Raw genomic sequence first — 25545 nt, forward strand, 5'->3', positions numbered from 1 at the left:
CAAGGTACAATCTACATCATGTAGATAGGTGTTGAGTGGATAAATTTCTGTGGGTAACACATCAAAAAAAAGAAAATATTAACTCATGAAAAAATATTTATTACTAGTATTTCTAATTCAAGTTTGTCTCAGTTGTATCAAAAAACAGGATGCGATGCAAACATTTTCTTTAGACGATGTAGTGCTACATCCTTCTCCTTTTTATAATGCCCAACAGCTTGACCTCAGGTATTTATTAGAATTAGATGCTGACCGATTATTAGCTCCATATTATAAAGAAGCCGGACTTTCCCCCTCAAAGGACAATTATACGAACTGGGAAAATACCGGTTTAGATGGCCATATTGGTGGCCATTACCTGTCTGCCCTCTCGATGATGTACGCCTCAACTGGTGATATAGAGCTTTTAAATAAGATTCACTATTTTATAATTCAATTAAAGCAGTGCCAGGACGCCAATGGTGATGGATACCTGAGTGGAGTACCAGACGGTAAGAGGATCTGGTGCGAGATTTCTGAAGGCAATATCGAAGCTGGAAGTTTTTCGTTAAACAAAGGTTGGGTGCCTCTTTACAATATCCACAAAATATTTGCAGCCTTAAGAGATGCCCATATTTATGCTCATAACCCTGATGCTTTAAATATGCTTATCAAACTCTCCGATTGGTTTATGAGCATAACGGCGCATCTTAGTGATGAGCAATTACAACAGATATTAATTAGCGAACATGGAGGAATGAATGAGGTTTTTGTTGATGTTGCGGAACTTTCAGGAGATGATGAATACTTGGCTTTTGCAGCCAGATTTTCTGATTACACCATTCTCAATCCCCTGATTGACAAAAACATCAACTTGGTTGGCATGCATGCTAACACCCAAATTCCTAAGGTTATAGGATTTAAGCGCTACGCTGATGTTGCGGATGATACAATCTGGAATGCGGCTTCAAAGTACTTTTGGGATTTAGTGGTGAATAAGATGACTATTTCCATTGGTGGCAACAGCGTGAGAGAGCACTTTCATTCGCCGGACGACTACAAGCCTATGATTGAATCGGAGCAGGGGCCAGAAACCTGTAACACCTACAACATGCTTCACTTAAGTAAAATGTTGTTTCTGAGCGAAACTGACCATAAGTATCTCGACTATTACGAACGGGCATTATACAATCATATTCTTTCAACTCAACACCCTTATACAGGTGGCTTTGTTTATTTCACACCAATGCGCCCCCAGCATTACAGAGTCTATTCACAGGTTCATACATCATTTTGGTGCTGTGTAGGCTCTGGCCTGGAAAACCATAGTAAGTATGGCGAAATGATTTATACACATAAAGCCAATAACCTTTATGTGAACCTTTTTATTCCTTCACAAGTAACTTGGAAAGAACAGGGCGTCGAGCTGATTCAACAAACACAATTCCCATATTCCGAAGAGATAAACTTCACTATACAAAAAGCTGAAAAACCCTTTGAACTTAACATACGTATGCCAACGTGGTTAGGTGATAAATCACCTACTGTCACAGTTAATAACAAAGCTGCTGAAGTAGAAACCATTAATGGTTACATACTCGTTAAAAATGACCATTGGCGAAGAGGCGATCTTGTTGCTGTGAAGATGCCTATGCAAACAAGCATTGAGTATTTACCGGATAATTCAAATTATGCTTCAGTTTCACACGGACCAATTGTGTTAGCGGCGAAAACAGATACTACCGACTTAGACGGATTGTTCGCCGATGACAGCCGTATGGGACATATTGCAAAAGGGGATATGCGTCCACTGGAACAAGCACCTGCTATTATTACCGATAACTTGAACTTTATAGATAAAATCCATCCTGTAAAAAGTCAGCCATTACACTTCGTAATGAACACAGCAAACGGCCAACAGCTGGAATTACAACCATTCTATGAAATACATGATGCCCGATATATGTTATATTGGCCAATTTATACAGAAGCTGAATTTAACGGGCGCATAAAAGACCTAAAAAAGAAAGAAGCCACTGTATTGGCTCTTGAGAAACAAACAATCGACAAGGTAGCTCCCGGAGAACAACAACCGGAGTCTGATCACTTTTTTAAGGGCGAGCATACCAATTCAGGAATCAATCAGGACAAATTTTGGCGCGATGCAACAGCTTGGTTTAGCTATGAGCTCAATGATAAAAAAGCAGAAGCCAATACTCTGCGAATTAAATACTTTTCGGGAGATGTTGGCCGAAAGTTTCGGATTGAATTAAATGGCCATCTACTAACTAAGGTTGAATTAAAAAGCGGCGAAAACGGTTTTTATACTATCGATTACCCTTTGCATCCATTAAAAGACAAAATTAGTTCGGGTAAAATCGAACTGAAATTCGTTGCTGAAACAGGTTCCGTCGCAGGCGGGATATATGGTGTACGTTTATTGAAATAAATAGACATCAATTCAATAATAATATTCTACCAATATAAATATACCAGAATGAATACATTTAAACTTGCAACACTGTTGCTTCTTATAGTTCTTATTTCAGCAACGAGTTGTATTGACAAACACAATTCGATAAAAAGCCCTGATAACAATATTGATGTAACTATATTTACAGGAGAAACAAACAAGTTGTGCTATAGCATTTCCTATCACAATAAGGATATATTATTATCTTCAGAACTTGGAATGCTCCGCAGCGATGGTGATTTTTACAATAATCTGAAGTTTAAAACGCTTTCTCCGATCAATCTAAAATCTGAAGATTACCAACTGAACAACGGTAAACAGAAAAATATCAATTACACATATAATGAAGCAACTGTAGAAACTATAAATGCAGACGGCGTCCCAATGTATATTACATTCAGGGTGTCGAACGACGGCGTGGCATTCAGATACCTGTTCAAAGGCGAAAGTGATCAAAGGGTGAAAATTATAGAAGAAAAAACCACTTATCACTTCCCTGATAACACCAATGGATTTTTACAACCTGTTGCCAAAGCTAAAAGCGGCTGGTGCGAAACAAATCCATCCTACGAAGAATTTTACAATATCAATATAAAGGCAGGAACTACTTCTCCAACAAAGTCTGGATGGGTTTACCCCGCATTATTTCAAAACAACAATAACTGGATTGCTATTACCGAAGCTAGTTTAGGAAGAGATTATTGTGCCACCCGACTTGTGGTACAAGATTCAACAACCTCTACTTATCAGGTTTCATTTCCTAACCCCGTAGAGATTATGCCAGGAGGAGAACTATTACCCAATTCTAGCGCCCCACTAAAATCCCCTTGGCGTCTTCTTAGCATCGGCTCCTTAAAAACAGTTACAGAATCAACTCTTGGAACCGATTTAGCAGAACCTGCCATCGATATAGATGCCTCATTTGTTAAACCAGGAACTGCTTCATGGAGCTGGATCATCCTGAAGGATGACAACATTATTTATGACGTACAGAAAAACTATATTGACTTTGCTGCTGATATGAATTGGGAATATTGCCTGATCGATGCAGATTGGGACAGGAAAATTGGTTATGACAAAATACAGAAACTGGTCAACTATGCTAATTATAAAAACATAGGCATACTGCTTTGGTACAACTCAAGTGGAGACTGGAATACGACCACATACAGCCCCAAAAGCCTTCTTTTAACCTCAACACAAAGAGAAAAAGAATTTGCCTTATTAAAAGAAATGGGTGTAAAAGGAATTAAAGTTGATTTCTTTGGCGGTGATGGGCAATCGGTTATCGCCTATTACCATGATATCCTTCAGGACGCTGCCAAACATGGTTTGATGGTTAACTTCCACGGAGCTACACTTCCCCGCGGATGGCACCGAACTTACCCTAACTTAATGACCGTGGAAGCCGTCAGAGGTTTCGAGAATGTAACGTTTCGTCAGGAAGAAGCCGATAAACAAGCCGTTCATTGCACCATGCAACCTTTTACCCGCAATCTGTTCGATCCAATGGATTATACGCCTGTTAATTTAACCGGGGTTCCTAATATTGAAAGAAGAACATCGCCTGCCTTTGAATTGGCACTCCCCATCCTTTTCCAGTCGGGCATTCAACATTTAGCCGAAACACCTGAAGGAATGAGCAAGGTACCTGATTTTGCTATAGATTTTCTGGCGGATTGTCCGACTACCTGGGATGAGACCAAGTTGATTGAAGGATTTCCGGGACAATACGTGGTGATGGCACGGCGAGCAGGAGACAAATGGTACATTGGTGGTATTAATGCAGATAAAGAAGTGAAAGATATTCAATTAGACTTATCTTTCATTGGAAGTAACAACATCAATCTAATTACTGATAACCATAAAGATAAGCTACTTAACTTAAGCACAATATCACTTAGCGATAATTCAACCATTGATATATCCCTAAAACATAACGAAGGATTTGTTATTTACCAGTAAAAAAAGATGACACAACCATTGGATTAATTTTTCTGAGATATCCAATTGTTAACCTATTATCCTTAATAATCCTCTCAAACCACAACTAATTCGGCCATATTGCCAACCTTAAAAAGGATTATAAAATACTAACAATAGCACCATGGTAAGTAAATTAAAAAAAGAAACGAACAAGGTTTCTCGTATCATTATATCGGCCATCATTTGTCTGAGTATTTTTGCATGCGATCATAAAAACGCAAAGCACGATACAAAAAAATCTTTAAGCACAACTTTAAATACTAAAGTAGGTAACCCAATAATTACAGAAAAATACACTGCAGATCCGGCAGCAATTGCCTACAACGACACGGTATATCTTTATGCCGGACACGACGAATGCCCTGCAGGCCAACATTACTACCTGATGAATGAGTGGTTAATCTACTCATCAACCGACATGGTGAACTGGATCGAAAGAAGTGCACTTCCGGTAGGTACATTTAAATGGGCAAAAGGCGATGCATGGGCCGCTCATGTGATTGAAAAGAACAACAAATTTTATTGGTTCGTAACGCTTACTCATGCCACCATTCATGGTAAAGCCATTGGTGTTGCTGTGGCCGATCATCCGCTTGGACCATGGAAAGATGCTTTAGGCAAGGCTTTAATCACCAATAACATGACGGAAGCTCCATTCCAGATTAATGCCGGAAATGGCCAAATGAGAGATATGGATTGGGATGATATTGATCCTGCTATTTTTACTGATGACGATGGGCAATCCTATATCTTTTGGGGAAACACCAACTGCTACTATGCCAGGTTAAAAAACAATATGACAGAACTTGAAGGCTCAATTCATAAAATTGAGCTTCCTAAATTCACCGAAGCGCCCTGGGTACACAAAAAAGGCGATTGGTATTACTTGAGTTACGCCTACGGCTTTCCTGAAAAAACTGCTTATGCGATGAGCAAAAGCATTAAAGGCCCATGGGTATTTAAAAATATTCTAAATGAACTGGCCGGAAACAGCAATACCAATCATCAGGCTATTCTGGAGTTTAAAGGGAAAGATTACTTTATCTACCACAATGGTGGTCTGCCATTTGACGGGGCTAGTTTTAGAAGATCAGTTTGCATTGATTATTTGTATTATAATACTGACGGCACTTTAAAAAGAGTGGTAATGACCACCGAGGGAGTTGAACCGGTAAATTAATATTAGTGTATAATTTGCAAGCTGTTAAAACAACTTAACATATTGCTCAATAAAGAAATATGAAACAACAAAAACTAAGTATACTCGAAAAAATTGGTTACGGGTCTGGAGATGCGGCAGTCAATGTAGTCATCTCATCTATGTTTCTTATAATAACCTATTTCTACACTGATATCTTTGGGCTCAAGCCTAAAGATGTTGCCCTTATGTTTTTACTGGTAAGACTAATAGATGCAGTTAGCGACCCACTAATGGGCATTATTACAGACAAATATAAATCTAAGAAATTCGGTCGCTTCCGCCCCTATTTTTTGTATTTATCGATTCCATTTGGCATTTCCGTTTTTCTCACGTTTACAACACCAGAATTTGACTACGCCGGTAAACTCATTTACGCCTATCTTACCTATATTTTTGTGACTTTAATGTTTACTTCTGTTACCATTCCTTACATTTCGTTTATTGGTGTTTTAACTAACGATCCTAAAGAGCGTTTATCAGCCAGCGGATATCGTCTTTTCTTTGCAAAAGTAGCTGCTTTCGGAGTATCAATATTAGTTCCAATAATGGCCAAGCAATTTGGAGCAGGGGATATGGCTCGGGGCTATCAAATAGCAATGGGTATTATGGCTTTAAGCGGTACCCTTTTGTTCTTATTTAGCTTTTTCACTACTAATGAGCGGGTGGAGCATGTGGTTGAAAAAACACCTTATCTCGAGCAAGTAAAATACTTATTTAATAACAGTCAATGGGTGTTGCTATTAGGCTCTTGTTTGTCAGGTACGGTAGGTTATGTTATTCGGGCGTCAGTTGCCATTTTCTATGCCAAATATTACCTGGGTGGTGATGAAGTAGTTCAGTCTACTTTTATGGGCACAGGTGTAGCTGCAGCCATATTGGCCATGCCAGCTTCTACACTTATTACAAAACGGTTTTGCAAAGTAAAACTCTTTTGGATATCGCAATTCATAGTTGGGGTGATAAGCGTATTGATGTTTTTAATTGTGAAGCCTCAACCCGAAAGCATGTTGATTGCTTATGTAATGTACTTTATCCTTTCATTTATTGTTGATTTACATGCACCGGTATTCTGGACGGCCATTGCCGAAGCTGTCGATCACGGACAGGCACAAACAGGGGTTCGCGTTTCAGGACTGGCATTTGGCGGTATTTCATTCGCTCAAAAAGCAGGAATGGGTATTGCTGGAGCAGTGGTTGGATTATTACTTGATGCTTTTGGTTATATACCAGACACCATACAGTCAGAAACGACCCTACTTGGATTGGCATTAATGCTGACCTTGATCCCTGGAACCTTCCATATTATTAATGGCATGCTGATTTATCGCTATAAAATTACCGATAAGTATTACGAAACTATAAAAGCAAAAATTCATATTTAAGATGGCAACAGAAACAAATAAACCGTTGGTTGAGCAGAGAGCTGATCCATTTGTGTACAAGCATACTGATGGTTATTATTATTTTACTGGTTCAGTTCCAACATATGATCGCATAGAGCTTCGAAAAGCAAAGATGTTAGATGAGTTGAAGAATGCTGAAACATTTGATGTGTGGTTTAAGCACGAAACAGGCCCCATGAGTCGTCATATCTGGGCTCCGGAAATTCATTATCTGGATGGTAAATGGTATGTGTACTTTGCTGCCAGCGAGGAAGAAGATATTTGGGCATTACGACCATATGTTTTGGAATGCAAAGGTCAGGATCCACTCAATGACGAATGGATTGAATTAGGTATGATGCAGGCTGCTGATGGCGATGAGAAATCATTCATCGATTTCTCGTTGGATGCTACCATCTTCGAAAACAAGGGTAAGCGATACTTTTGCTGGGCTGAGAAAACAGGTGGCCAGTTTGCTGCTTCTAATTTATACTTAGCTGAGATGGAATCGCCCATTAAGCTAAAAACCGTGCAGTTCATGCTGACAACTCCTGATTACGATTGGGAACGAGTTGATTTCTGGGTCAACGAAGGACCGGCAGTTATCAAAAACAAGGGTAAAATATTTATTACATTTTCGGCAAGTGCCACTGGAGCTTGTTATTGCATTGGTCTGATGGAAGCAAATGAAAATTCTGATTTATTAGATCGGAATTCATGGAAAAAATCAAGATATCCTGTTTTGGGAACCAGTTATGAAAAACACATTTATGGCCCGGGCCACAACTGCTTTACTGTCGCCGAAGATGACAAAACACCATTGTGCATCTATCATGCCAGAGACTATGAAAAAGCGGTTGGTGACCCCACCGTTGTTCCACAAAACGATACCAGACCACTGAATGAAATTATAGCAGATCCGCTATATGATCCTAATCGTCATGCCAGAGTTTTGCAAGTAAAATTTGATACAAATGGCAAACCCATCTTTACATTATAATCAATCACATAATTAAGTATGAACCATACTGATAGCAATATATTAATCGCTGATTTTGGTTATTCTTAGTAACTGTACTTTTCCATTCAATGATGTGGCCTGTAATTTACAGTTTAGCTCTTGAATAATTAGGACCGCATACAAAAGTGGCTTCCAGAATTATTGCGACATCAGTTATTGGAGCTGCAATTTTAACTCCAATAATGGGCGCAGTTCATACTATTACCTGAACAGTAATTGCTGCTGTGTCTTTTCTTTTTATCTATTTTGAATGAAAAGATAGTGTAATTTTTAAATATTGTTTTCTAATCCATGCATGAGACCATCTAATTCTGCCAGCCCTTTAAGTCGACCTATTAATGGATAGCCAGGATTGTAATTATTATTGTAGTCACTCAGCATTTTTATGCCATGATCGGGGCGTACAGGCATATTAAAATCTTTGCGGCCTTCCGTTTGTCTTCTTTTCTGCTCTTTAAGAAGAGCTTTTACCAATTTAACCATATTCTGACTTCCGAATAAATGCCCCGATTCATAGAAGCTGCCATCCTCAAGAAGGTGTGTGTTACGTAGGTGTACAAAGTGTATTCGTTCGGCTGTTTTATTAATAATATCCAATAAATCATTTTCCTTTCGGGCCGATAAAGAACCAGCACAGAACGTAATCCCGTTATTTGGAGATGAATTGGCTTTTAACAACCATTCATAATCCTCCAGCTGCCCAATAATACGTGGTAATCCCAATACTGGAAATGGAGGGTCATCCGGATGAATGGCTAATCGAACACCAGCTTCTTCAGCAACAGGAATAACATCATCGAGGAATGCTTTCAGGTTTTCGCGTATTTTTGCCTTGTCGTAACCGTTATAACGGTCAATAAACTCAAGGAACAGAGCTTTATAATCAGGAATGCTACCGTTTATAACACCATCAATAAAGCCTTGTGTTACCACAATAATATTGTGAGCCAGTTTTTCAGCTTCTTCCTCGCTCATTGAGTTAAAAACAACTTTCGCTTTTTCAACAATTTCAGCCGGATAGTCTTCTACTGCATTTGGTCGTTTTAAAATGTACACATCAAATGCAACAAAGGTTGGAAAATCGAAATACATCGATTCACCACCATTTTCCAGCTTATAGTGCAGATCTGTTCGGGCCCAGTCGAGCACAGGCATAAAGTTGTAACAAATGGTGTCAACACCACATGCCCCAAGGTTACGTACCGATTGTTGGTAGTTCTTAATTAAGCGTTCACGATCATCGGCACAAATTTTAATGCCTTCACTAACCGGTAGGCTTTCTACCACACTCCATCGCATGCCATGTTCCTCTATGGCATTCTTTACTTTCATAATCTCTTCCACCGACCACACTTCACCATTGGGTATGTGGTGCAAGGCCGTTATCACTCCTTCAACACCCATTTGTCTGAGCATATCAAGAGTAATGTTATCTTTCTCGCCAAACCAGCGCCATGTTTTTTCTAATGCCATATTGTTTAATTAAGCTATTATACGCCGCTAAATGAGCTAAAACCACCATCAACTGGTAAAATAACACCTGTGATAAAAGAAGCAGCATCTGAGCAAAGAAATTGAACTGCACCGTTTAATTCCTTAATATCACCAAATCGTTTCATTGGAGTCCTTGCCAATACTTTTTTACTACGTTCTGTGTAGGAACCATCTTCATTGATTAATACTTTTCGGTTTTGGTCACCGATAAAGAAACCCGGAGCAATGGCGTTTACGCGGACTTTTTCACCAAATTTGGTAGCCATTTCCATGGCCATCCATTGGGTAAAGATATTGATGGCTGTTTTAGCGGTTGAATAGCCTAGAACACGGGTGATAGCAGAATAGGTTGCCATTGATGAAATGGTAATAATACTTCCTTCGCCTTGTTTGGCCATTATTTCACCAAATACCAACGATGGGTATACGGTACCGTTCATATTCAAATCGTTGACTTTATTAAAATCTTCGATTTTCATATCAAATACCGTTTGCTCTTCAGTAAGCGTTGCACCAGGCAAGTTGCCACCTGCTGCATTTACAAGGATGTCAACGCGTCCCCATTTATCAATGATTTTCTGGCTTGTCTTTTTTAAATCCTCAGTATCTAACACACTTGACACAATACCAATGGCATCACCGCCTTTAGCGGTTAACTCTTTAACGCGATTATTTACGTTTTCTTCACGAATGTCGAGGATAGCTACCTTTACGCCCGCTTCAATCAGACTATTGGCAATACTGCCTCCTAAAACACCTCCGCCACCTGTTACTACGGCTACTTTATCTTTAATTTCAAACATGATAATTATTTATATTATATTTTATCTCAGATTGTTATAGATTAAATTACTCTCATCCGAGAGTTGAGACTTTGAAAATAGCCCAAAAAATCCAGTATTTTTGTTTTGACGAAAAAACACAATTATTGCAGAAGATAGGGGGTGGGGGATTTTGACTATACCCTGATGTTTAAGCGAATTGCAACAGAAATTATTTTTGTTACACGTATTAAAACCAATACCGTTTATGATCTTAAGTTGTAATAAAAAAAGAAGTAAAAAGAAAATAAAAAATTCTTTTTACCCCTTCATTAATTAAAAGACTCTTTTAATGAACTCCCTTATCCAATCTTCTTTTTTAATATACATTTATTCCGCTCTAAATTTATAAATACATAAAGAATAATACGCATCCCCAGGATTTAAAAGAGTATTAGGAAATTGCGGCTTATTAGGTGAATCCGGAAAATGTTGTGTTTCCAAACACAGAGCCTCACGGTACTTTAAGGTTTTACCGTATTTCCCCTTATACTTGCCGTCCATAAAATTACCACCATAAAACTGAATACCGGGTTCATTGGTATAAACATCCATCACCCGTCCTGAAACAGGGTCTTTTAAGGTAGCTGCCAAGGATGACTTTTCGGCTGAAGCATTAAGCACCCAGTTATGATCATAGCCTCCGCCTCTTTTCAGCTGTTCGTTATCTTCATTCACACGGGCCCCGATTGTTGTAGCTTCTCTAAAATCAAATGGTGTGCCTTCAACCGATGCCATTTCACCTGTGGGAATCAAACCTCCATCAACAGGCGTGTAAGCATCAGCATTTATCATTAGCAAATGATTATTAATCGTGCCTGAGGCTTCGCCCGCCAGATTGAAATAGGTATGATTGGTTAAGTTAACATGGGTGGGCTTATCTGTTGAAGCAAAATATTCAATTTTAAGCTCATTATTCTCTGTTAGTTCATACAGGACTTTAACATCCAGATTACCAGGATAACCTTCTTCGCCATCAACAGAGGTATAGTTTAACTCCAGTTTATTATCGCCAACTTGAACGGCCTCCCACACCTGGTCGAAAAAACCGGTTGGACCGCCATGCAATGAGTTCTCACCATCGTTAACACTCAACTGAAACGTATCTTTCTCAATAACAAACCGACCATTGGCAATGCGATTGCCATACCTGCCAATCAAGGCACCATAAAAGGTTTCCGGGTTATTGAGGTATTCATCAGCCGTATTGAAGCCTACGCTTACGTCAGCAAAATTGCCATTTTTATCAGGCACCCATAGGTTTACAATACGACCTCCCAAATTGGTAATTTGAGTTATCATGCCGTTTTTGTTCTTAAGAGTATACAGTTTAACTTCCTTACCAACTATGGAAGTCGAAAAGGCTGTTTCATCAATTAGTTGCACTTTGCTTGTTGATTGGCTACATGACTGCAAAATCATGGCAACAACTAAAAAAATTGAATATTTCATTCTATCTATTAATTTATACTTAAATACCATATTGAAGTAAACATCATTCATAATCACTTATTCCATGACTCTGTTAACATGGCAATCAAGAATTAAATACAAATTATAAAACGAGACTTAAAACTATAACAACTAACACATTTAGCTTATATATCATCTTATTTATCTTCGCTTATAATTATTTCCGAAGCTACTTTTAGGGATGATTCTCAAGAATAAAAATCACACTAGAATAGACATCTTAGTCTTTAATTACTTGTATTAATCAAAATATTACTATGCACAGTTCATTAATAATAACAAACCAGAGTTTACTGATAAAGAGTTAATGACAATATAACTATTCGGTGTACCATAATAAGGATATCTCAAAATAAAAGATATTCATAGTTTTAATTGTGATTACCTCTTGGATTGAATTCCAAAACTTGATTGACTGAGATACTATAAAAAATGCCGTTTTATTTGAGAGAGTCTTGCATGGAGCCTTTTAAAGCTTATTCATATGACATAAATAAATTTATCAGCCTATATTATTTGCAATTAAATAAGTCGTACTTCAATTACCAAAGAACTAAATGGCCATCAAATATAACTGAATTAGCCAAGAAGATTCCTCAGTAACTTAAGAATTAACATACATACTATTTGCTCACTAATCAATTATATAAACAACATGAATTACAATTAATCTTCTAATTGAATTAACACTACAGAATGTGCAGGCATAGTAACATGCAATTCTCCATTTTTTACTTTGCCTATTGAATAATCTGTCATTACAACTTTTTCATCTTTACCGAAATCATTATAATCGGTTATGGCTTTCGCATTTATTATCTTCCCTCTAACGTTTTTATAAGGCTTGCCAAGCAGCAAATCAACTGGTAACGCTTGATTAGGATTTGAATTGGTAATGGTTATATTGGTCATTCCATTTTTATGCGAAGCTGATGCTGTGATTGCAGGGATATGCTCCCCATTGTAATCATAATTCTCTGACTTCAATTCAATTGGAATTAGTTCAGCATCTTGATGAACATTATACATTTGAAAAACATAATAAGTTGGTGTTTTTACCATTTGAGCACCTCTTGTCATGATTACAGATTGCAATACATTAACGATCTGGGCAATATTGGCCATACTGATTCTGTCCGCATGATTATTAAAGATATTCAGATTGATACCCGCTACCAATGCATCGCGTAAAGTATTTTGCTGTTGTAAAAAACCTTCTTTCGTACCTTCTAGTTTATCGTACCATGTTCCCCACTCGTCAACAATTAGTTTGATATCACCAGCAGGGTCATACTTGTCCATAATCGCCAAATGAGACTTAATGTAATCTTCCACATACATTGTATTTCGTATGGTTGCAAACCACATATCTTCATCAAAATCAATGGAAGAACCTTTTGACCCTTCCCAATTTGATGTTGGTAAGGTGTAATAATGCATTGACAGACCTTGTGCCAGATTAAGTTTATCCTTTATTACTTCAAGAATATTCTCTGTCCATGCCAAATCGTCTGCACTTGGACCGCAAATGACTTTTTGAAAACCATTTCCTCTGATATAAGATGAAAAGTTTCTAAACATATCAGCATAATACTCGGCTCTCAAGTCACCTCCGCATCCCCAGTTTTCATTGCCGATACCCCAAAACTTAACATCCCATGGGTCTTCTCTTCCGTTCTTTTTACGTAATTCTGTCATCGGACTTTCATTAGAGGAAGTAACATATTCAACCCAATCTATTGCTTCCTCAACAGTTCCTGAACCAACATTTATGCTTAAATAGGGTTCAGTACCTATTAATTCACAAAAATCAAGGAATTCATGTGTTCCAAAGCTGTTATCTTCGGTTACACCACCCCAAAAAACATTAACAATTGACGGACGATCTTCCTTAGGGCCAATTCCATCTTTCCAATGATAGGTGTCTGCAAAACAGCCGCCTGGCCATCTTAAAACAGGAATCTTTAATGCTTTAAGAGCCTCTACCACATCGGTTCTATAACCATTGATATTTGGTATGTCGGAATTCTCACCGACATAAATTCCTTCATAAATACAAGTTCCCAGATGTTCAGAAAAATGTCCGTAAATTTCTTTATTGATCTTAATGCCCGTTGAATCTGTTTTTAAAATCAACTTGTTTTGCGCGAGAAGATTCCCTGTAAGTATCAGGCAAATAAATAAAGCAGTTGTTTTCATTTTAGTTATGATTTAATTTTATCAAACATTGAATACATAGATGTAAAAGTTAGATATTTAAGCTAAATAAACCCCATAAAACGGGATTCTTTTATTATACTGTTTATCATTAGCAGGAACAATAAAAACAAAGTTTCTACTTGAATATCAACACACGCAGAATAAAGCTTAAAGCTTTCACTCCAATATTTTTATAATTTCATTTTCTTTCTATTCAAAGCTAACAATAGGGATAATACTATCATCCGGAAAATATTTACTCAGTTTATTTTTAAAGTTGCTGCAGAGGTTTAATCCTCCAGAAACAAATGTTGAGCATATTGATATAAACACCTACGCCAGGTTAACCATTCATGAGCTGTTCCTTCAGACTCGTAGTATATATATTTGATTTTTTGCTTGTCTAACATCTTACAAAATGCCCCAACAGAAGCCGGAAAAGGTGCAGGCTCGGTAGCACCTATGCCCAGCCATAACACTTTTAATTGCTTATTTAATGCATCAGCATCATTAAACTTACCATCCAGAAATTTTTCCGGGTCTATTTCGTTGGAATTTGGATAGTTTGCAGTACCGCTAAACCCTCCGTAATACGCAAACTTATCCAGATGATTCATAATAATCCGCACAGTTTGATTTGCTCCCATTGACAACCCGGCAATTGCACGGGCTTTTCTATCAGCAATAGTGCGAAAACGGCCATCAATCATTGGTATTACCTCATTAACAAGCACTTCTTCAAAAACCATTTGAGGCCTTTTACCGGCAGTTTCATAGTCTTGAGGTCTAAAAGCATAGCCGTTATCCATTACAATAATCATCTCCTTCACTTTGTGACCGGCAATCAGGTTATCCAGTATTAGGTTAGCTTTTCCTTGCGCCGACCAGCCTGTTTCATCTTCAAAACTACCGTGCTGAAGATACAATACCGGATAACAATTTTCCGTATCCTTTTCATAACCTGGAGGAGTGTAAACAAAACATCTTCGCCATGCCTCGGTTATTTCAGAGTAATACTGAACCTGACTAACCAAGCCATGTGGCACATCTTTTAAAGCATAAAATTCCCTGTCTACAGCCGGGATTTCAATAGCACTTCCCCAACGACCGGCACCATAATAGTATTTTGTGCTAGGATCCGGAACCGAGGCTCCATCGATATTTAACTGGTAATAATGAAAGCCTTGGTCTTGAGGAGCTGATTCTCCCGTCCAAATGCCTTCTCTATCTTTTACCAAATTATACTTTTTACCACCAATATCAAGCTGAACCATCTTTGCATCAGGTGCTGAAACCTGCACCCTTACACGGCCTTCAGAATTAACCTGCGGGTACTGCTTGCCGGGTTGATTTACAGAAGACGGCTTAAAATCTTCAATAACCCTAAAATCCTGTGCCTGTACTACCAATACTTCAAAAGAAATAAATACCAATGTAAGTAAACTCCAAAAACTATATTTCATAAACTATAAAAGCTAATTGATTAAACATTGAGATATTTCATTTTTAAAATTCCTCCAATGACCAAATGCCTATCGGAAAAAATGAAACTAGCAAGCGAGCCTGGCCAAATCCCGCTTACTACCCGTTTCTTTCGTAATTACCTAATTATTCACTAAACTGCCAGGCATCGAAATTGAAAAGTTCACCCTCTTTGCCTTTAAAAACGAAATACAAATCGTGTATTCCTTCTACTTTATCAACCTTGGTAGTGAATGTTTTCCAGCTATCTACACTGCCTGTATTTTTAATTTCACAAACACCCATTAACTGACCATCTTTAGCATCCAACCTAATTTCAATTTTACCCCCGGTTATTGAAGCAGCTGTTGCCTCCATTTTTATCGCACCTTTGGCAAAATCTACACTTCTAACTTTTATATAATCACCATTATTGATTTGTGAGACATATACCCCATTTTTACAATCCACTTTAGTCTTTACACCTTCGGACCAGGCTATTGTTTCAGCCTCATTTCGTTTAAATGGGTTTAAGTAAGCTACACCTGTTTTAATACCTTCAACCGTAGGTACTATTGAGGGAATAGAACCGTCTTCATTATATGCAAATTGTTCCACACAGGTAGAGCGCCTGAAACCACCACCGTTTGGTAGTGCTTCGTTATGATAAAAGAAATAGGAGCTGCCTTTAAAATCAATAACTCCTGAATGATTGGTAAACGCAAGTTTAGGATGTCTATCCATAATTAAACCTCTGTAATGCCACGGCCCTGTTGGCGAATGCGATGTTGAATACCCAATGCTTTCAGGGATTCCATTGACAGCATAAAGCAGGTAATATAGATTGTTGCGTTTATAAAACCAGGGACCTTCAACATATTTGGTGCTAATTTTGCCATCTGGTCTAACAATCTCACCAAAAGATTCTTTTGTCATTTCTACAGACACAATCCCATTGTCTCCAATGCTTTTGTCGTACGAAATCATATCTTCGTTCAATTTCACATACCATACACTAGGGTTACCCCAATACAAATATGCCTGCCCATCGTCATCGACAAAAACAGTGGGGTCAATATCTTGCCATAAATGATCACTATCAACCAGTTTTTTACCCAAAGGGTCGGAAAAAGGCCCATAGGGCGAATTGGAAACCAAAACACAAACACCGGTTCCGTGAATCGGTACGTACAGGTAAAATTTGCCATTTCGTTCAATACATTGAGGTGCCCATGCTCCATTATCCTTTTCAAGCCATTTAAAGGATTTTAATGAGGCAACTGCGCCATGATCCGTCCAGTTAACCATATCGGCTGTTGAGTAACAACGCCAATCGTACATGGTAAAGAAATTAGCCATTGTACTATCCTCATCATGCGAGGTATAAACATAGACTGTATCATTATAAACCATGGGTGCCGGATCGGCAGTAAAATAGGTTTGAACAATGGGGTTTTGCGAATAAATCGACATCCCCGATAAAAACACAGTTATAATTGATAATATTACTTTTCTATGCATCATTGTAATTTATGGATTGATATTATTTTATGGATTCTATCTTCCAATACAAATCGAAGACCAGGTAACTAATACGTCGTTTTTCTATCTCATGGGCAGATGAATTAAAAAGTTTTTCAAACTATTAATTTCATCGTTTCCATTTATCTATCAATAGTTTACAACGCTTCTCTACCTAAGCAACAACTATTTATCACTTAGCCCATTCAGCTCCTTCATCTGTTCTTCTCCATTTAAAATACTCATCAAGCACTTTTAATGATTCTTCACTTGGTACGGGACCTACATGAGGCTTTTGCTGCAAATACATTACTTCTGGCTTATCATCACTAAAGGCTGGCCACTCAGGAATACCTTCTCCATTGGGATTACCATATTTTGCAAAATTTGTCCAATAAGTACCCATCGCCTCAGAGATATCAATATCCGATTCCGAAGAGTTATTCAGATCTAAATGTTGAAAAACAAATGCCACATCCTGTCCATGCGGTGAGCCATATCTATACATTGGTGAATCTTCTGGAAATTCAGGATGTTGATCGAAATAGTAATAGTATACATTTGACTTGCCTGTTTTAGATTGAAGCCTTGCCCAAATCCAAGTTTGCCAGCCAAAGGCTGCATCGCGCATAAGGTCACGGGCTGTTTTTGGTACACTATTTTCGGCAAGCGGATAAGCTTCCAACAAAGCATCAGCATACTTACCGAAACGTTGATTCACACTATTTCTAACATTCTCAGGATTCTTCTCCCACATAAAACTGGCGCCTTCGTCGGAATTATAACCGATCAGGACAGGTACATCATTGTATTGGCCTTTTTCATATAACTTGTATTGATCATCTGGAATAACAACACCATCTACAATTGGCCATCCTCCAGGCATGGTCCACCCGGCTGGAATAAATTTTTCAGCTTCTATCTTGCGTAAATCGGCAATTGATGTACCTCCTTGTTGTTTCACATATTCAATGCCATCAGATTCAGCTTGTTTTAAGGTTTTCATATTTTCTCCTGGATAAGTAGTCGGACGTGATGGACCAAATGATCCTCCACTCTGAGATATAGCACCATGAAAAAGCCCTTTCGCCAATGGCGATGCACACAACATACTTACTGATATTCCCCCAGCTGATTCACCGAAAATGGTCACCCTGTCCGGATCACCCCCAAAAGCAGCAATATTTTCTTGAATCCATTTCAATGCTGATATCTGATCCAGCAAACCATAGTTTCCTGATACGCCTTCCGAACTTTCGGTACTTAATTCAGGATGAGCCAGAAATCCAAGTTGCCCCACACGATAAGCAATACTTACTAAAACAACTCCTTTGTCAGCCAAGGCTTGTCCATCAGATACAGGTTCTGATGTAGAGCCAAAACTAAAGCCCCCACCGTAAATCCAAACCATTACAGGTAGTTTTTCATCTGCTGACTTTGCCGGTGTCCAGACATTCAGATACAAGCAATCTTCGCTTTTACCTGAAGGAGGATTACCTCCCTGCATTGGGGCTGGAGCATACTCAGTGGTTTGTTTAACTCCTTCCCATGCTTTAACAGGTTGTGGAGCTTTCCAGCGCAAACCTCCTACAGGAGCCGCGGCAAATGGGATACCTTTATAAATAGTAAGGTTTTCCATAACTGTTCCCTGAATGATGCCGCCCTCAACTTTTAGCTGGCCAGGTTGAAGCTTACTATGGCATGAGATCATCCCCAAAACAAAAAGCAGAAGCAATAAGGTTTTTAAATTTTTCATTGTTAAGTGGGTTTATGATGGACTACTGTTAAAATTAGCAATCAATTTCTTAAATTTAACTATTGTTGTCTTTTGGGAATTATCCCCAAAAGAATGAAAAGTCAGTTCGTTAAAATGATACCGGTGATCGACAAAGCTTTTGGCCTAATCGATGCCAGTTTACTCATTAATTTAGTCAACTTCATCGGGATTGCACCAATGAAGTTGATCAAAAATGACACTATAGATGATTACTTAAACAGTAATTGAGCAAATTCATATAAGCTTCTTCTCCATGTGTGAAATTCATGGGCTGTACCTTCGGACAAATACCAAACGGCATTAATACCAGCTTCTTTCAATTCTTCGGTGGATTTTTGTACTGCTTCAGGACGCTCCTTGCTTCCGCAACTTTGAAAAATCAGTTTCACATTACTTTGGTTTTTAACTTCCTCAGGAGCATAAAGAGCACCGCTAAAAAGACCAATGTGCGAAAACACATCAGGCCTGTTGGTTGTAATGGCTTTTGTCTCCATCGATCCCATGGAAAGTCCGGCCATGGCACGGTTTTCCTGATTGGAAAGCGTTCGATAATTCTCATCAACATAAGAAACTAATTCATCAACCAAAACAGTTTGAAAAGGAATGATATCGAATTCACGCAATTTACCGAATTCAATATCATTAGTCATGCCATATGTCATAACTATGATGAAAGGATTGACTTTTCCTTTGGCAATTAGATTGTCTATGATTAAATTGGCTTTTCCCTGCTTGGGCCAGGATGTTTCGTTTTCGCAGTAACCGTGTTGAAGATACAAAACAGGATAACTTTTTGAAGTTTCATTTTCATACCCGGGTGGTGTGTAAACAAATGCCGTACGGCATGTCTGAGTACTTTCTGATGGGAAAAGAATTTCATGAACATGACCATGAGGAACATCTTTTACAGCAAAAATATCCTGGTCATCTGAAGGAATTTCGATACCACTACCCCAGCGACAAGCGCCAAAATACAGCAATGTTCCCGGATCGGGAACCGATGCTCCATCAATATTCAGTTGATAGTAATGGAAACCGACATCCTGCGGAGCCGATTCCCCGGTCCACATTCCTTCTGAATCCTTAACCATGTCGTATTTAACACCACCAATGTCGAGTTTTACATATTTGGCATCGGGAGCAAAAACTTGTGTGCGTACACGTCCCTCGGAATTGACCATAGGATATACATTGCCTGGTTGGTTTACCGACGACGATTCAAAATCTTCAACTATTTTATCATTCGATTGGGCAACACAGTAGCTACCAACAATCAGAAATATTGCTAAAAGCGATTTGATTTTGTAATTCATTTTATACTTGGTTTTTAGTTTTGATGAAATAAGAGTGATCTCTATTCATTTATTAAAAGTTCATTGACTGCATTAGCAAGATATATATAGGATGCACCAATATCAATAATGTACTCATTCTCTCCCCAGAAAAAAGGCCAATCCTCCTTGTTCTCTGGAAAATCCGGATTCAATATCAGCACACCGGGAACTATTCCTCCGGCGATAAAACTAAAATCGGCCCTGTTGCTTCCATAGGCAACTTTCTTCGAACGAGTTCCCACTGCCGAAACAAAAGAGATGTTAGAATCTGGGTGACATCCAAACAAGTAATTTAACCCCTTGTACACATCTTCCTTGTCGATGATTTCCGGATATGCTTTATAAGCCATATAGTTGGTACTTGCCCACTCTATAACACCGGCATTCCCGGCCCATCCTCTGGTTGAAATAGGCACTTCGTAAGGATTCTCAGCTTCTAATTCTTCTATTTCAGTTTTGTGCTTAACTACGTATTTTTTAAGTTTTTCCTTAAACTCTTCGCCCATGTGAGGAAGTGCACGAAGAGCCATAGAGAGTGTCCGTTCGGATGATTCATCCAAAGCTGGCCATATTAATTCTTCATAGCGTTCTGCATAAGTCTGCTCTCCAGAAGAAATATACAACTGAAATGTTGCCGGTATTTCATTAAAACGTCCCCATCGAGAATATCTGTCGGTTTTGGCTGTATTCTTAATCTCCCTGGCTTCGGTATAAAGAGTTTTTGCCAGGCTCAGGCATTTATCTGCCAGTTCACTGTTGTACTCTTTTAATGCTCTACTGGCAGCAGATAAGGCAGCAACTGTTGAAAAGTCGAGACTATAATTCCGATTGGTGAAAGCCCATCGATCATCCAAGGTACCAGAGCTAACTCCATCGCTTTCGTATGGTTTCAGATTGGGATTGTATGGCAAATTATCCGTTTCAGTTGAAGCATCTCCCAAATGATGGTATTGATGCAACCTTGGAACAATAATACCGCGGATAGGATGTCCAATATTCTCAATTTGTGCTACCAGATTTAATGTACCGTGTTCAATTTGTTGAAGAATATCCGGTTTCCCATCGGGGCGATGGATGTCAACGTATCCGGTTTCCTGATCAATAAAAGTCTGGTCTCTGTTAACTTTGAAGTATTCCCATGAATCAACCAAGCTTTGAATGGTACGGCAGTGAGTGCCTGTTTGGATATCATAATCACCGGCATCAAACCAGCCACCAATGGCCAATCCAGGTATGCGCTCCAGTGGTTTGTACTTGGTATCTGTTACCGAATCCATCCTGTAACCATCAAAAAAATCGATATTAACAGGCGCCTGCAATGCGTCATCCTTAAATGGCTCTCCATGCCAGGTGCGATAGGCTTCATTTACTTTCATATGATCCATCTGCACAGGAAGGAAGACGTCTAAGGTAGGATGCCAGACATTTTCGAAAGCATTGGCGTCAATCGAGAAGGTATTGGTGGTTTGATCACCATATTGAATACAGTACACTCCTGGTTTTGTGATAGAACTGAAGTCTAGCTTTAGATATTTGTAGCGCAGATAATTTCCCCATTCTTGCGTGTTAACAATCAACTGTTTTTCTTTCTTTCCTGAAGCAGTTACTTCATAAATAGAAGCTTCACTCAGGGGCTTGTCATTCTGGTCGAGTTCTATGACGGCAACTTTTTTTTGATCAGGATGATAGCCTACTTGCGAGAAACCAATATTGGGTTTACGCACCCAGTTTTCAATGGAATTGGGTTCAACATGCCATTTCAGAACGTCTCCGGTTTGGTTCGAGGGTAAAATACTTCGGGTAATGAACCAACCATTTTGTGCCAGATTGCGACCGTCGAAAAGCATTATTTCCGATTCCGATTCAATTTTCACATATCTTTCAGGATCTTCCGGAGCCAATACCAAGGTCTTCCCTTGCGCAAGTGGTTTGGGTATAATGTATTCATCAATTCCGCGATCATCAAAGGTATTGTGAGCTCCAAACTGAGGTATTTTATTTTTTGATGATTGAATGGTAGTATTTCCTGAAGGGTAAAGGGGAAAACAGGATGGTCTGCCATCAACCAGGTAGCTTTTTTCGAAGTAAGCAGAAGGTAGAAATTCCAGGTTAAATCCAGCCTTGCCTTTCAATGATTCAGGAACGGTCTGGTCTAGTGAGACCACAATTTGAAAACCATTTCCTTCAGGAGATACTGTGATCTTTGAATCAAAATCATAATCTTCATATCGGAGCGTAAACTCAATACTTTTATTGGCTTTGTCAACACTTTTTTCGATAAGGGTTGGGATTAAATCCCATTGTTCGGGAGTATTTTGCAGCCTTACCGCCCCTCCTGTTGAAGTTCTGACTCCATGATGGATGAGCTCTATACCAGCTGTTTTTTCATCAAAAAAGAAACCATTGTATTGGTTGTTAAAAACCAGGACGTTTAGACCATTTGTCTCGAAATACTCTTTTTCGTTGAGCGTTAGTTTTTGTGCAAAAGAAGAGGTACTAACTATGAAAAGTAAGCCTAACAGGGATCTATACGGATTTGTTAATTTTTTAAAAACCATTATTATAGATTTAGTTATTTGAAGGGTAAATAATTAATAGGAAATGATAAGTAATTGCACCAGCTCGGCCATTCTTGGCCTCCTGGATACGCAAAACAGGTATAATTGGAGTCGATTTCATAAAACTTAGCTATCATTAATTCTCGGTTAGAATATTGCGCACCTTTGATAGGCTTTTAATTCTGATCAGGAAGGATAATCTGATATTTTCCACTCAGATGCATAAGACTGAACAAGTATAGTAGCCCATCATAATAAGGATCAAAATATCCATCATCATACGGTTCCAATTTCTCATTCCAGATTTTATGGACAAAATCCATACTGTTTTGGTTGCTGTTGATATTGATTAATGAAGCAGTTGCCGCTGTAGATATTAGTCCTAGCGAATGTCTTAATGTGGGCTCATAATCACCTGCCGGAAGGATCCATTCAGGCTCTGAGCCATCTAAATCATACTGATCTTTAAAGGAATCCATTCCTTTTGATCTCAGGAAGTTCTGAAAACGCTCGGCATAACTTTCCTGCCATTCTTTGTCTTTTCCGTACCATAAATAATCCATTGCTATATTCATTGGAACTCTCCATGAATCATACCGAAATCCGGGCTTCATCCAGGGAGTAGGATGAGGTTCACCACTGAACTCAGTATAGTCAGAATTAAGACCGGTAACAGGGTGACATGCACGGTGCAGAAAAACCCTCGAAGTATCGGCGCAATCACGATAAAATTGTTCGTGACCGTCATTGGCATAGTCAGCCCATATTTCATAAAACGCAGGGACATGGTAAGAGGGGTCGGTCCAATTGTATCCATGTCCTCCCGGAACAAAAGAAATTTGCTTGTATTCAAGATTTATAAAAGGTTGCACATATTCAGCCCCGTCTTTTTCCCACATGGCATCGAGTATGTGTCTGGCTTCTGCATAATAGTCGATGCCGGTGTCATTACCCCAACGGTTAGATGCAAGCAACAGAGTTGTGACAAAATATAACTCTCCGTCGGAAGCACTTCCGGGAGAATTAATCTTCATTTTTTCAGGATCAAAGCTCCATGCAAAATAGCCTTTTCCCGGACCATCCTGATGTTGTAGATACTTTTTTGACCAACGCCAAATGCGATCAAAAACATCTTTTTTATCCAACTGAACGGCAACCATCATACCATATGAAACACCTTCGGTGCGTACATCCTTATTTTTTATATCAGAAACATAGCCCAATGAATCACCAACTTCGAAATATATGCGATCAGGTCCTTCAAACAGATCGAAATATGTTTTTTCTACCTTCTTATTAATATCTTCCTGACTGTAACCGGCTTCAAGAAATAGATTTCGGTAAATTCCGGATGAGTGGTTCTGTGCAGAAAGGGGAATATGCATTATAGAAAAGATAAATATTAAAAAGGGAACTATTTTTTTGAATTGCAACTTCATAGTCTTACACTTGCTTTTTAGGTCCATAAAAAACGGTTTAATAGTAGTATGAATTAGAGAATTTCTGAATCCTTCATCCATTGAAACAGGGGATCAATCCAGGAATCGTGCTGAAAAACAAAGCCATGATTCCCTTTGGGATAGATATGCATTTCAACGGGTACCTGATGGTATCTCAATTGTTCGAAATAGGATATGCTATTGTCAACATCAACAACCACATCATCAGCAGCATGAGTTATATAGGCTTGAGGAGTATCTTTAGTTACCTGCAATTCCGATGAATATTGAATAATTTTATCAAAACCTGGGTTTTCTCCAAGTAGCTGGGTTCTGGATCCCATGTGAGTGAGACTATCGCTCATACTAATAACAGGATAAACTAATATTTGAAAGTCGGGGCGAAGATTTGTTTGTTCCACATTGTCAATTACTGGATCATAATGCGTGGCCAATGTGGAAGCCAGGTGTCCACCGGCAGAAAAACCCATAATCCCAATTTTCTCAGGGTCTATATTCCATTTTGAAGCGTTTTCCCTAACTATTTTCATTGCTTTCTGCGCATCCTGGAGAGGTATGATAGTGCTATCATCTGAAGAGGGATCGGGCAATCGGTACTTAAGGACAAATGCGACAACTCCGTTTGCAGCTAGCTTTTTGGCAGTAGTAATTCCTTCTCCTTGATAAACTATAACACTGTACCCTCCACCTGGACAAATAATAATAGCAGGCCAAAGTGTATTATTTCCTTCAGGTAAATACATTTCTATACTCGGATATATGACTTTTCTTATCAGTCCATCCGATGACTCAATATCCAAACTCTGGTTTTCGACAACCTCAAGATCTTCTTTTTCATTGTCGTATAGTTCAATAATTTCCTGGCCACTTGTCTGGCTTAAAACCATAGTAAGCATTAGCAGAAACAGTAATCGTTTTAAGATATTCATTGTTTTTTGCGTTTTTCTTCTTACTTATCGATTTGTTTATTAAAGTATATTTGAATGAATAGATGATCCTTTCTTCCGCTAACTGACCAATTCTTTTCTCATGATTTATAATGGTTAAAACCCTATTGAGCTATTCTGGTGATTGCTTACAAATGTTTCAGAAAAGTTTTAAAAAAACTAACAGTCCTTGGGTATTGTACACTTCAAGCTATTAGCATTAAGCAAACTTAAAGATTTTGACACATTGAGTTTTTTAATTTTAGATATTTGATTTTAGATTTCGAACTAAATATGATTAGTGGAAATAATATTTAAATTAGATCATATTTAATTGAATGTAAGCCAAATTACTAATGAGAATCTTCATTAATAATTCTGCAAGCTTCAAAATTTGAGATTGCAAATCATCTTTCTATTACATTCTGAGTTTTAATATTTAAATCGAACCCAGCTTAGTAGAACAAAAAAAATGCAAC

The 25545-nt window shown here is 38.5% G+C and carries 16 protein-coding genes; 5 read left to right on the plus strand and 11 right to left on the minus strand.

Features of this window, described 5'->3' with window-relative positions; all coding sequences use genetic code 11:
• Window positions 1-154: 154 nt before the first annotated feature.
• The 5 genes from ACRD7B_RS04385 to ACRD7B_RS04405 all read left to right on the plus strand — a co-directional run bounded on the left by ACRD7B_RS04385 (window position 155) and on the right by ACRD7B_RS04405 (window position 8021).
• Window positions 155-2428, plus strand: coding sequence for a beta-L-arabinofuranosidase domain-containing protein (locus ACRD7B_RS04385; RefSeq protein ID WP_430823257.1), 2274 nt, complete (start codon window positions 155-157; stop codon window positions 2426-2428).
• A gap of 48 nt (window positions 2429-2476) precedes the next feature.
• Window positions 2477-4417 carry a glycoside hydrolase family 97 protein gene (locus ACRD7B_RS04390; RefSeq protein ID WP_430823258.1) on the plus strand — a complete coding sequence of 647 codons (1941 nt, stop codon included), beginning with the start codon at window positions 2477-2479 and terminating at the stop codon, window positions 4415-4417.
• A gap of 142 nt (window positions 4418-4559) precedes the next feature.
• Window positions 4560-5618: a glycoside hydrolase family 43 protein gene (locus tag ACRD7B_RS04395; protein ID WP_430823259.1), complete on the plus strand. Its 1059-nt coding sequence runs from the start codon at window positions 4560-4562 to the stop codon at window positions 5616-5618.
• 59 nt (window positions 5619-5677) lie between these two features.
• Window positions 5678-7021 (plus strand): MFS transporter, encoded by a 1344-nt coding sequence (locus ACRD7B_RS04400; protein ID WP_430823260.1) that lies wholly within the window; start codon window positions 5678-5680, stop codon window positions 7019-7021.
• A 1-nt stretch (window position 7022) separates the two neighbouring features.
• On the plus strand, window positions 7023-8021 hold the full coding sequence (locus tag ACRD7B_RS04405; RefSeq protein ID WP_430823261.1) for a family 43 glycosylhydrolase: 999 nt from the start codon (window positions 7023-7025) through the stop codon (window positions 8019-8021).
• Window positions 8022-8312: 291 nt separating this feature from the next.
• On the opposite strand, the gene uxuA is transcribed toward ACRD7B_RS04405, so the two are convergent.
• The 11 genes from uxuA to ACRD7B_RS04460 all read right to left on the minus strand — a co-directional run bounded on the left by uxuA (window position 8313) and on the right by ACRD7B_RS04460 (window position 25069).
• Window positions 8313-9515, minus strand: a complete 1203-nt coding sequence (gene uxuA / locus ACRD7B_RS04410) for a mannonate dehydratase (protein ID WP_430823262.1) — start codon at window positions 9513-9515, stop codon at window positions 8313-8315.
• 17 nt (window positions 9516-9532) lie between these two features.
• Window positions 9533-10339 (minus strand): SDR family oxidoreductase, encoded by an 807-nt coding sequence (locus ACRD7B_RS04415; protein ID WP_430823263.1) that lies wholly within the window; start codon window positions 10337-10339, stop codon window positions 9533-9535.
• Window positions 10340-10687: 348 nt separating this feature from the next.
• The gene (locus tag ACRD7B_RS04420) at window positions 10688-11809 is read right to left on the minus strand and encodes an aldose epimerase family protein (protein WP_430823264.1); all 1122 of its coding nucleotides are present in this window, start codon (window positions 11807-11809) and stop codon (window positions 10688-10690) included.
• A 687-nt stretch (window positions 11810-12496) separates the two neighbouring features.
• Window positions 12497-14029 (minus strand): alpha-N-arabinofuranosidase, encoded by a 1533-nt coding sequence (locus ACRD7B_RS04425; protein WP_430823265.1) that lies wholly within the window; start codon window positions 14027-14029, stop codon window positions 12497-12499.
• A 290-nt stretch (window positions 14030-14319) separates the two neighbouring features.
• Window positions 14320-15492 (minus strand): alpha/beta hydrolase-fold protein, encoded by a 1173-nt coding sequence (locus ACRD7B_RS04430; protein ID WP_430823266.1) that lies wholly within the window; start codon window positions 15490-15492, stop codon window positions 14320-14322.
• 145 nt (window positions 15493-15637) lie between these two features.
• Window positions 15638-17014 (minus strand): glycoside hydrolase family 43 protein, encoded by a 1377-nt coding sequence (locus tag ACRD7B_RS04435; RefSeq protein WP_430823267.1) that lies wholly within the window; start codon window positions 17012-17014, stop codon window positions 15638-15640.
• Between the two features lie 190 nt (window positions 17015-17204).
• A complete protein-coding gene (locus tag ACRD7B_RS04440; protein WP_430823268.1) occupies window positions 17205-18767 on the minus strand; it encodes a carboxylesterase/lipase family protein in 1563 nt (520 codons plus the stop codon).
• Between the two features lie 230 nt (window positions 18768-18997).
• Window positions 18998-20101 carry an alpha/beta hydrolase-fold protein gene (locus ACRD7B_RS04445; RefSeq protein WP_430823269.1) on the minus strand — a complete coding sequence of 368 codons (1104 nt, stop codon included), beginning with the start codon at window positions 20099-20101 and terminating at the stop codon, window positions 18998-19000.
• Window positions 20102-20142: 41 nt separating this feature from the next.
• Window positions 20143-22680: a glycoside hydrolase family 9 protein gene (locus tag ACRD7B_RS04450; protein WP_430823270.1), complete on the minus strand. Its 2538-nt coding sequence runs from the start codon at window positions 22678-22680 to the stop codon at window positions 20143-20145.
• A gap of 176 nt (window positions 22681-22856) precedes the next feature.
• Window positions 22857-24065 carry a family 8 glycosyl hydrolase gene (locus ACRD7B_RS04455; protein ID WP_430823271.1) on the minus strand — a complete coding sequence of 403 codons (1209 nt, stop codon included), beginning with the start codon at window positions 24063-24065 and terminating at the stop codon, window positions 22857-22859.
• A 107-nt stretch (window positions 24066-24172) separates the two neighbouring features.
• Window positions 24173-25069: an alpha/beta hydrolase gene (locus ACRD7B_RS04460; RefSeq protein WP_430823272.1), complete on the minus strand. Its 897-nt coding sequence runs from the start codon at window positions 25067-25069 to the stop codon at window positions 24173-24175.
• Between the last annotated feature and the right edge of the window lie 476 nt (window positions 25070-25545).

It is taken from the genome of Carboxylicivirga fragile (assembly GCF_050589805.1).
In the GTDB taxonomy this organism is placed as follows: domain Bacteria; phylum Bacteroidota; class Bacteroidia; order Bacteroidales; family Marinilabiliaceae; genus Carboxylicivirga; species Carboxylicivirga fragile.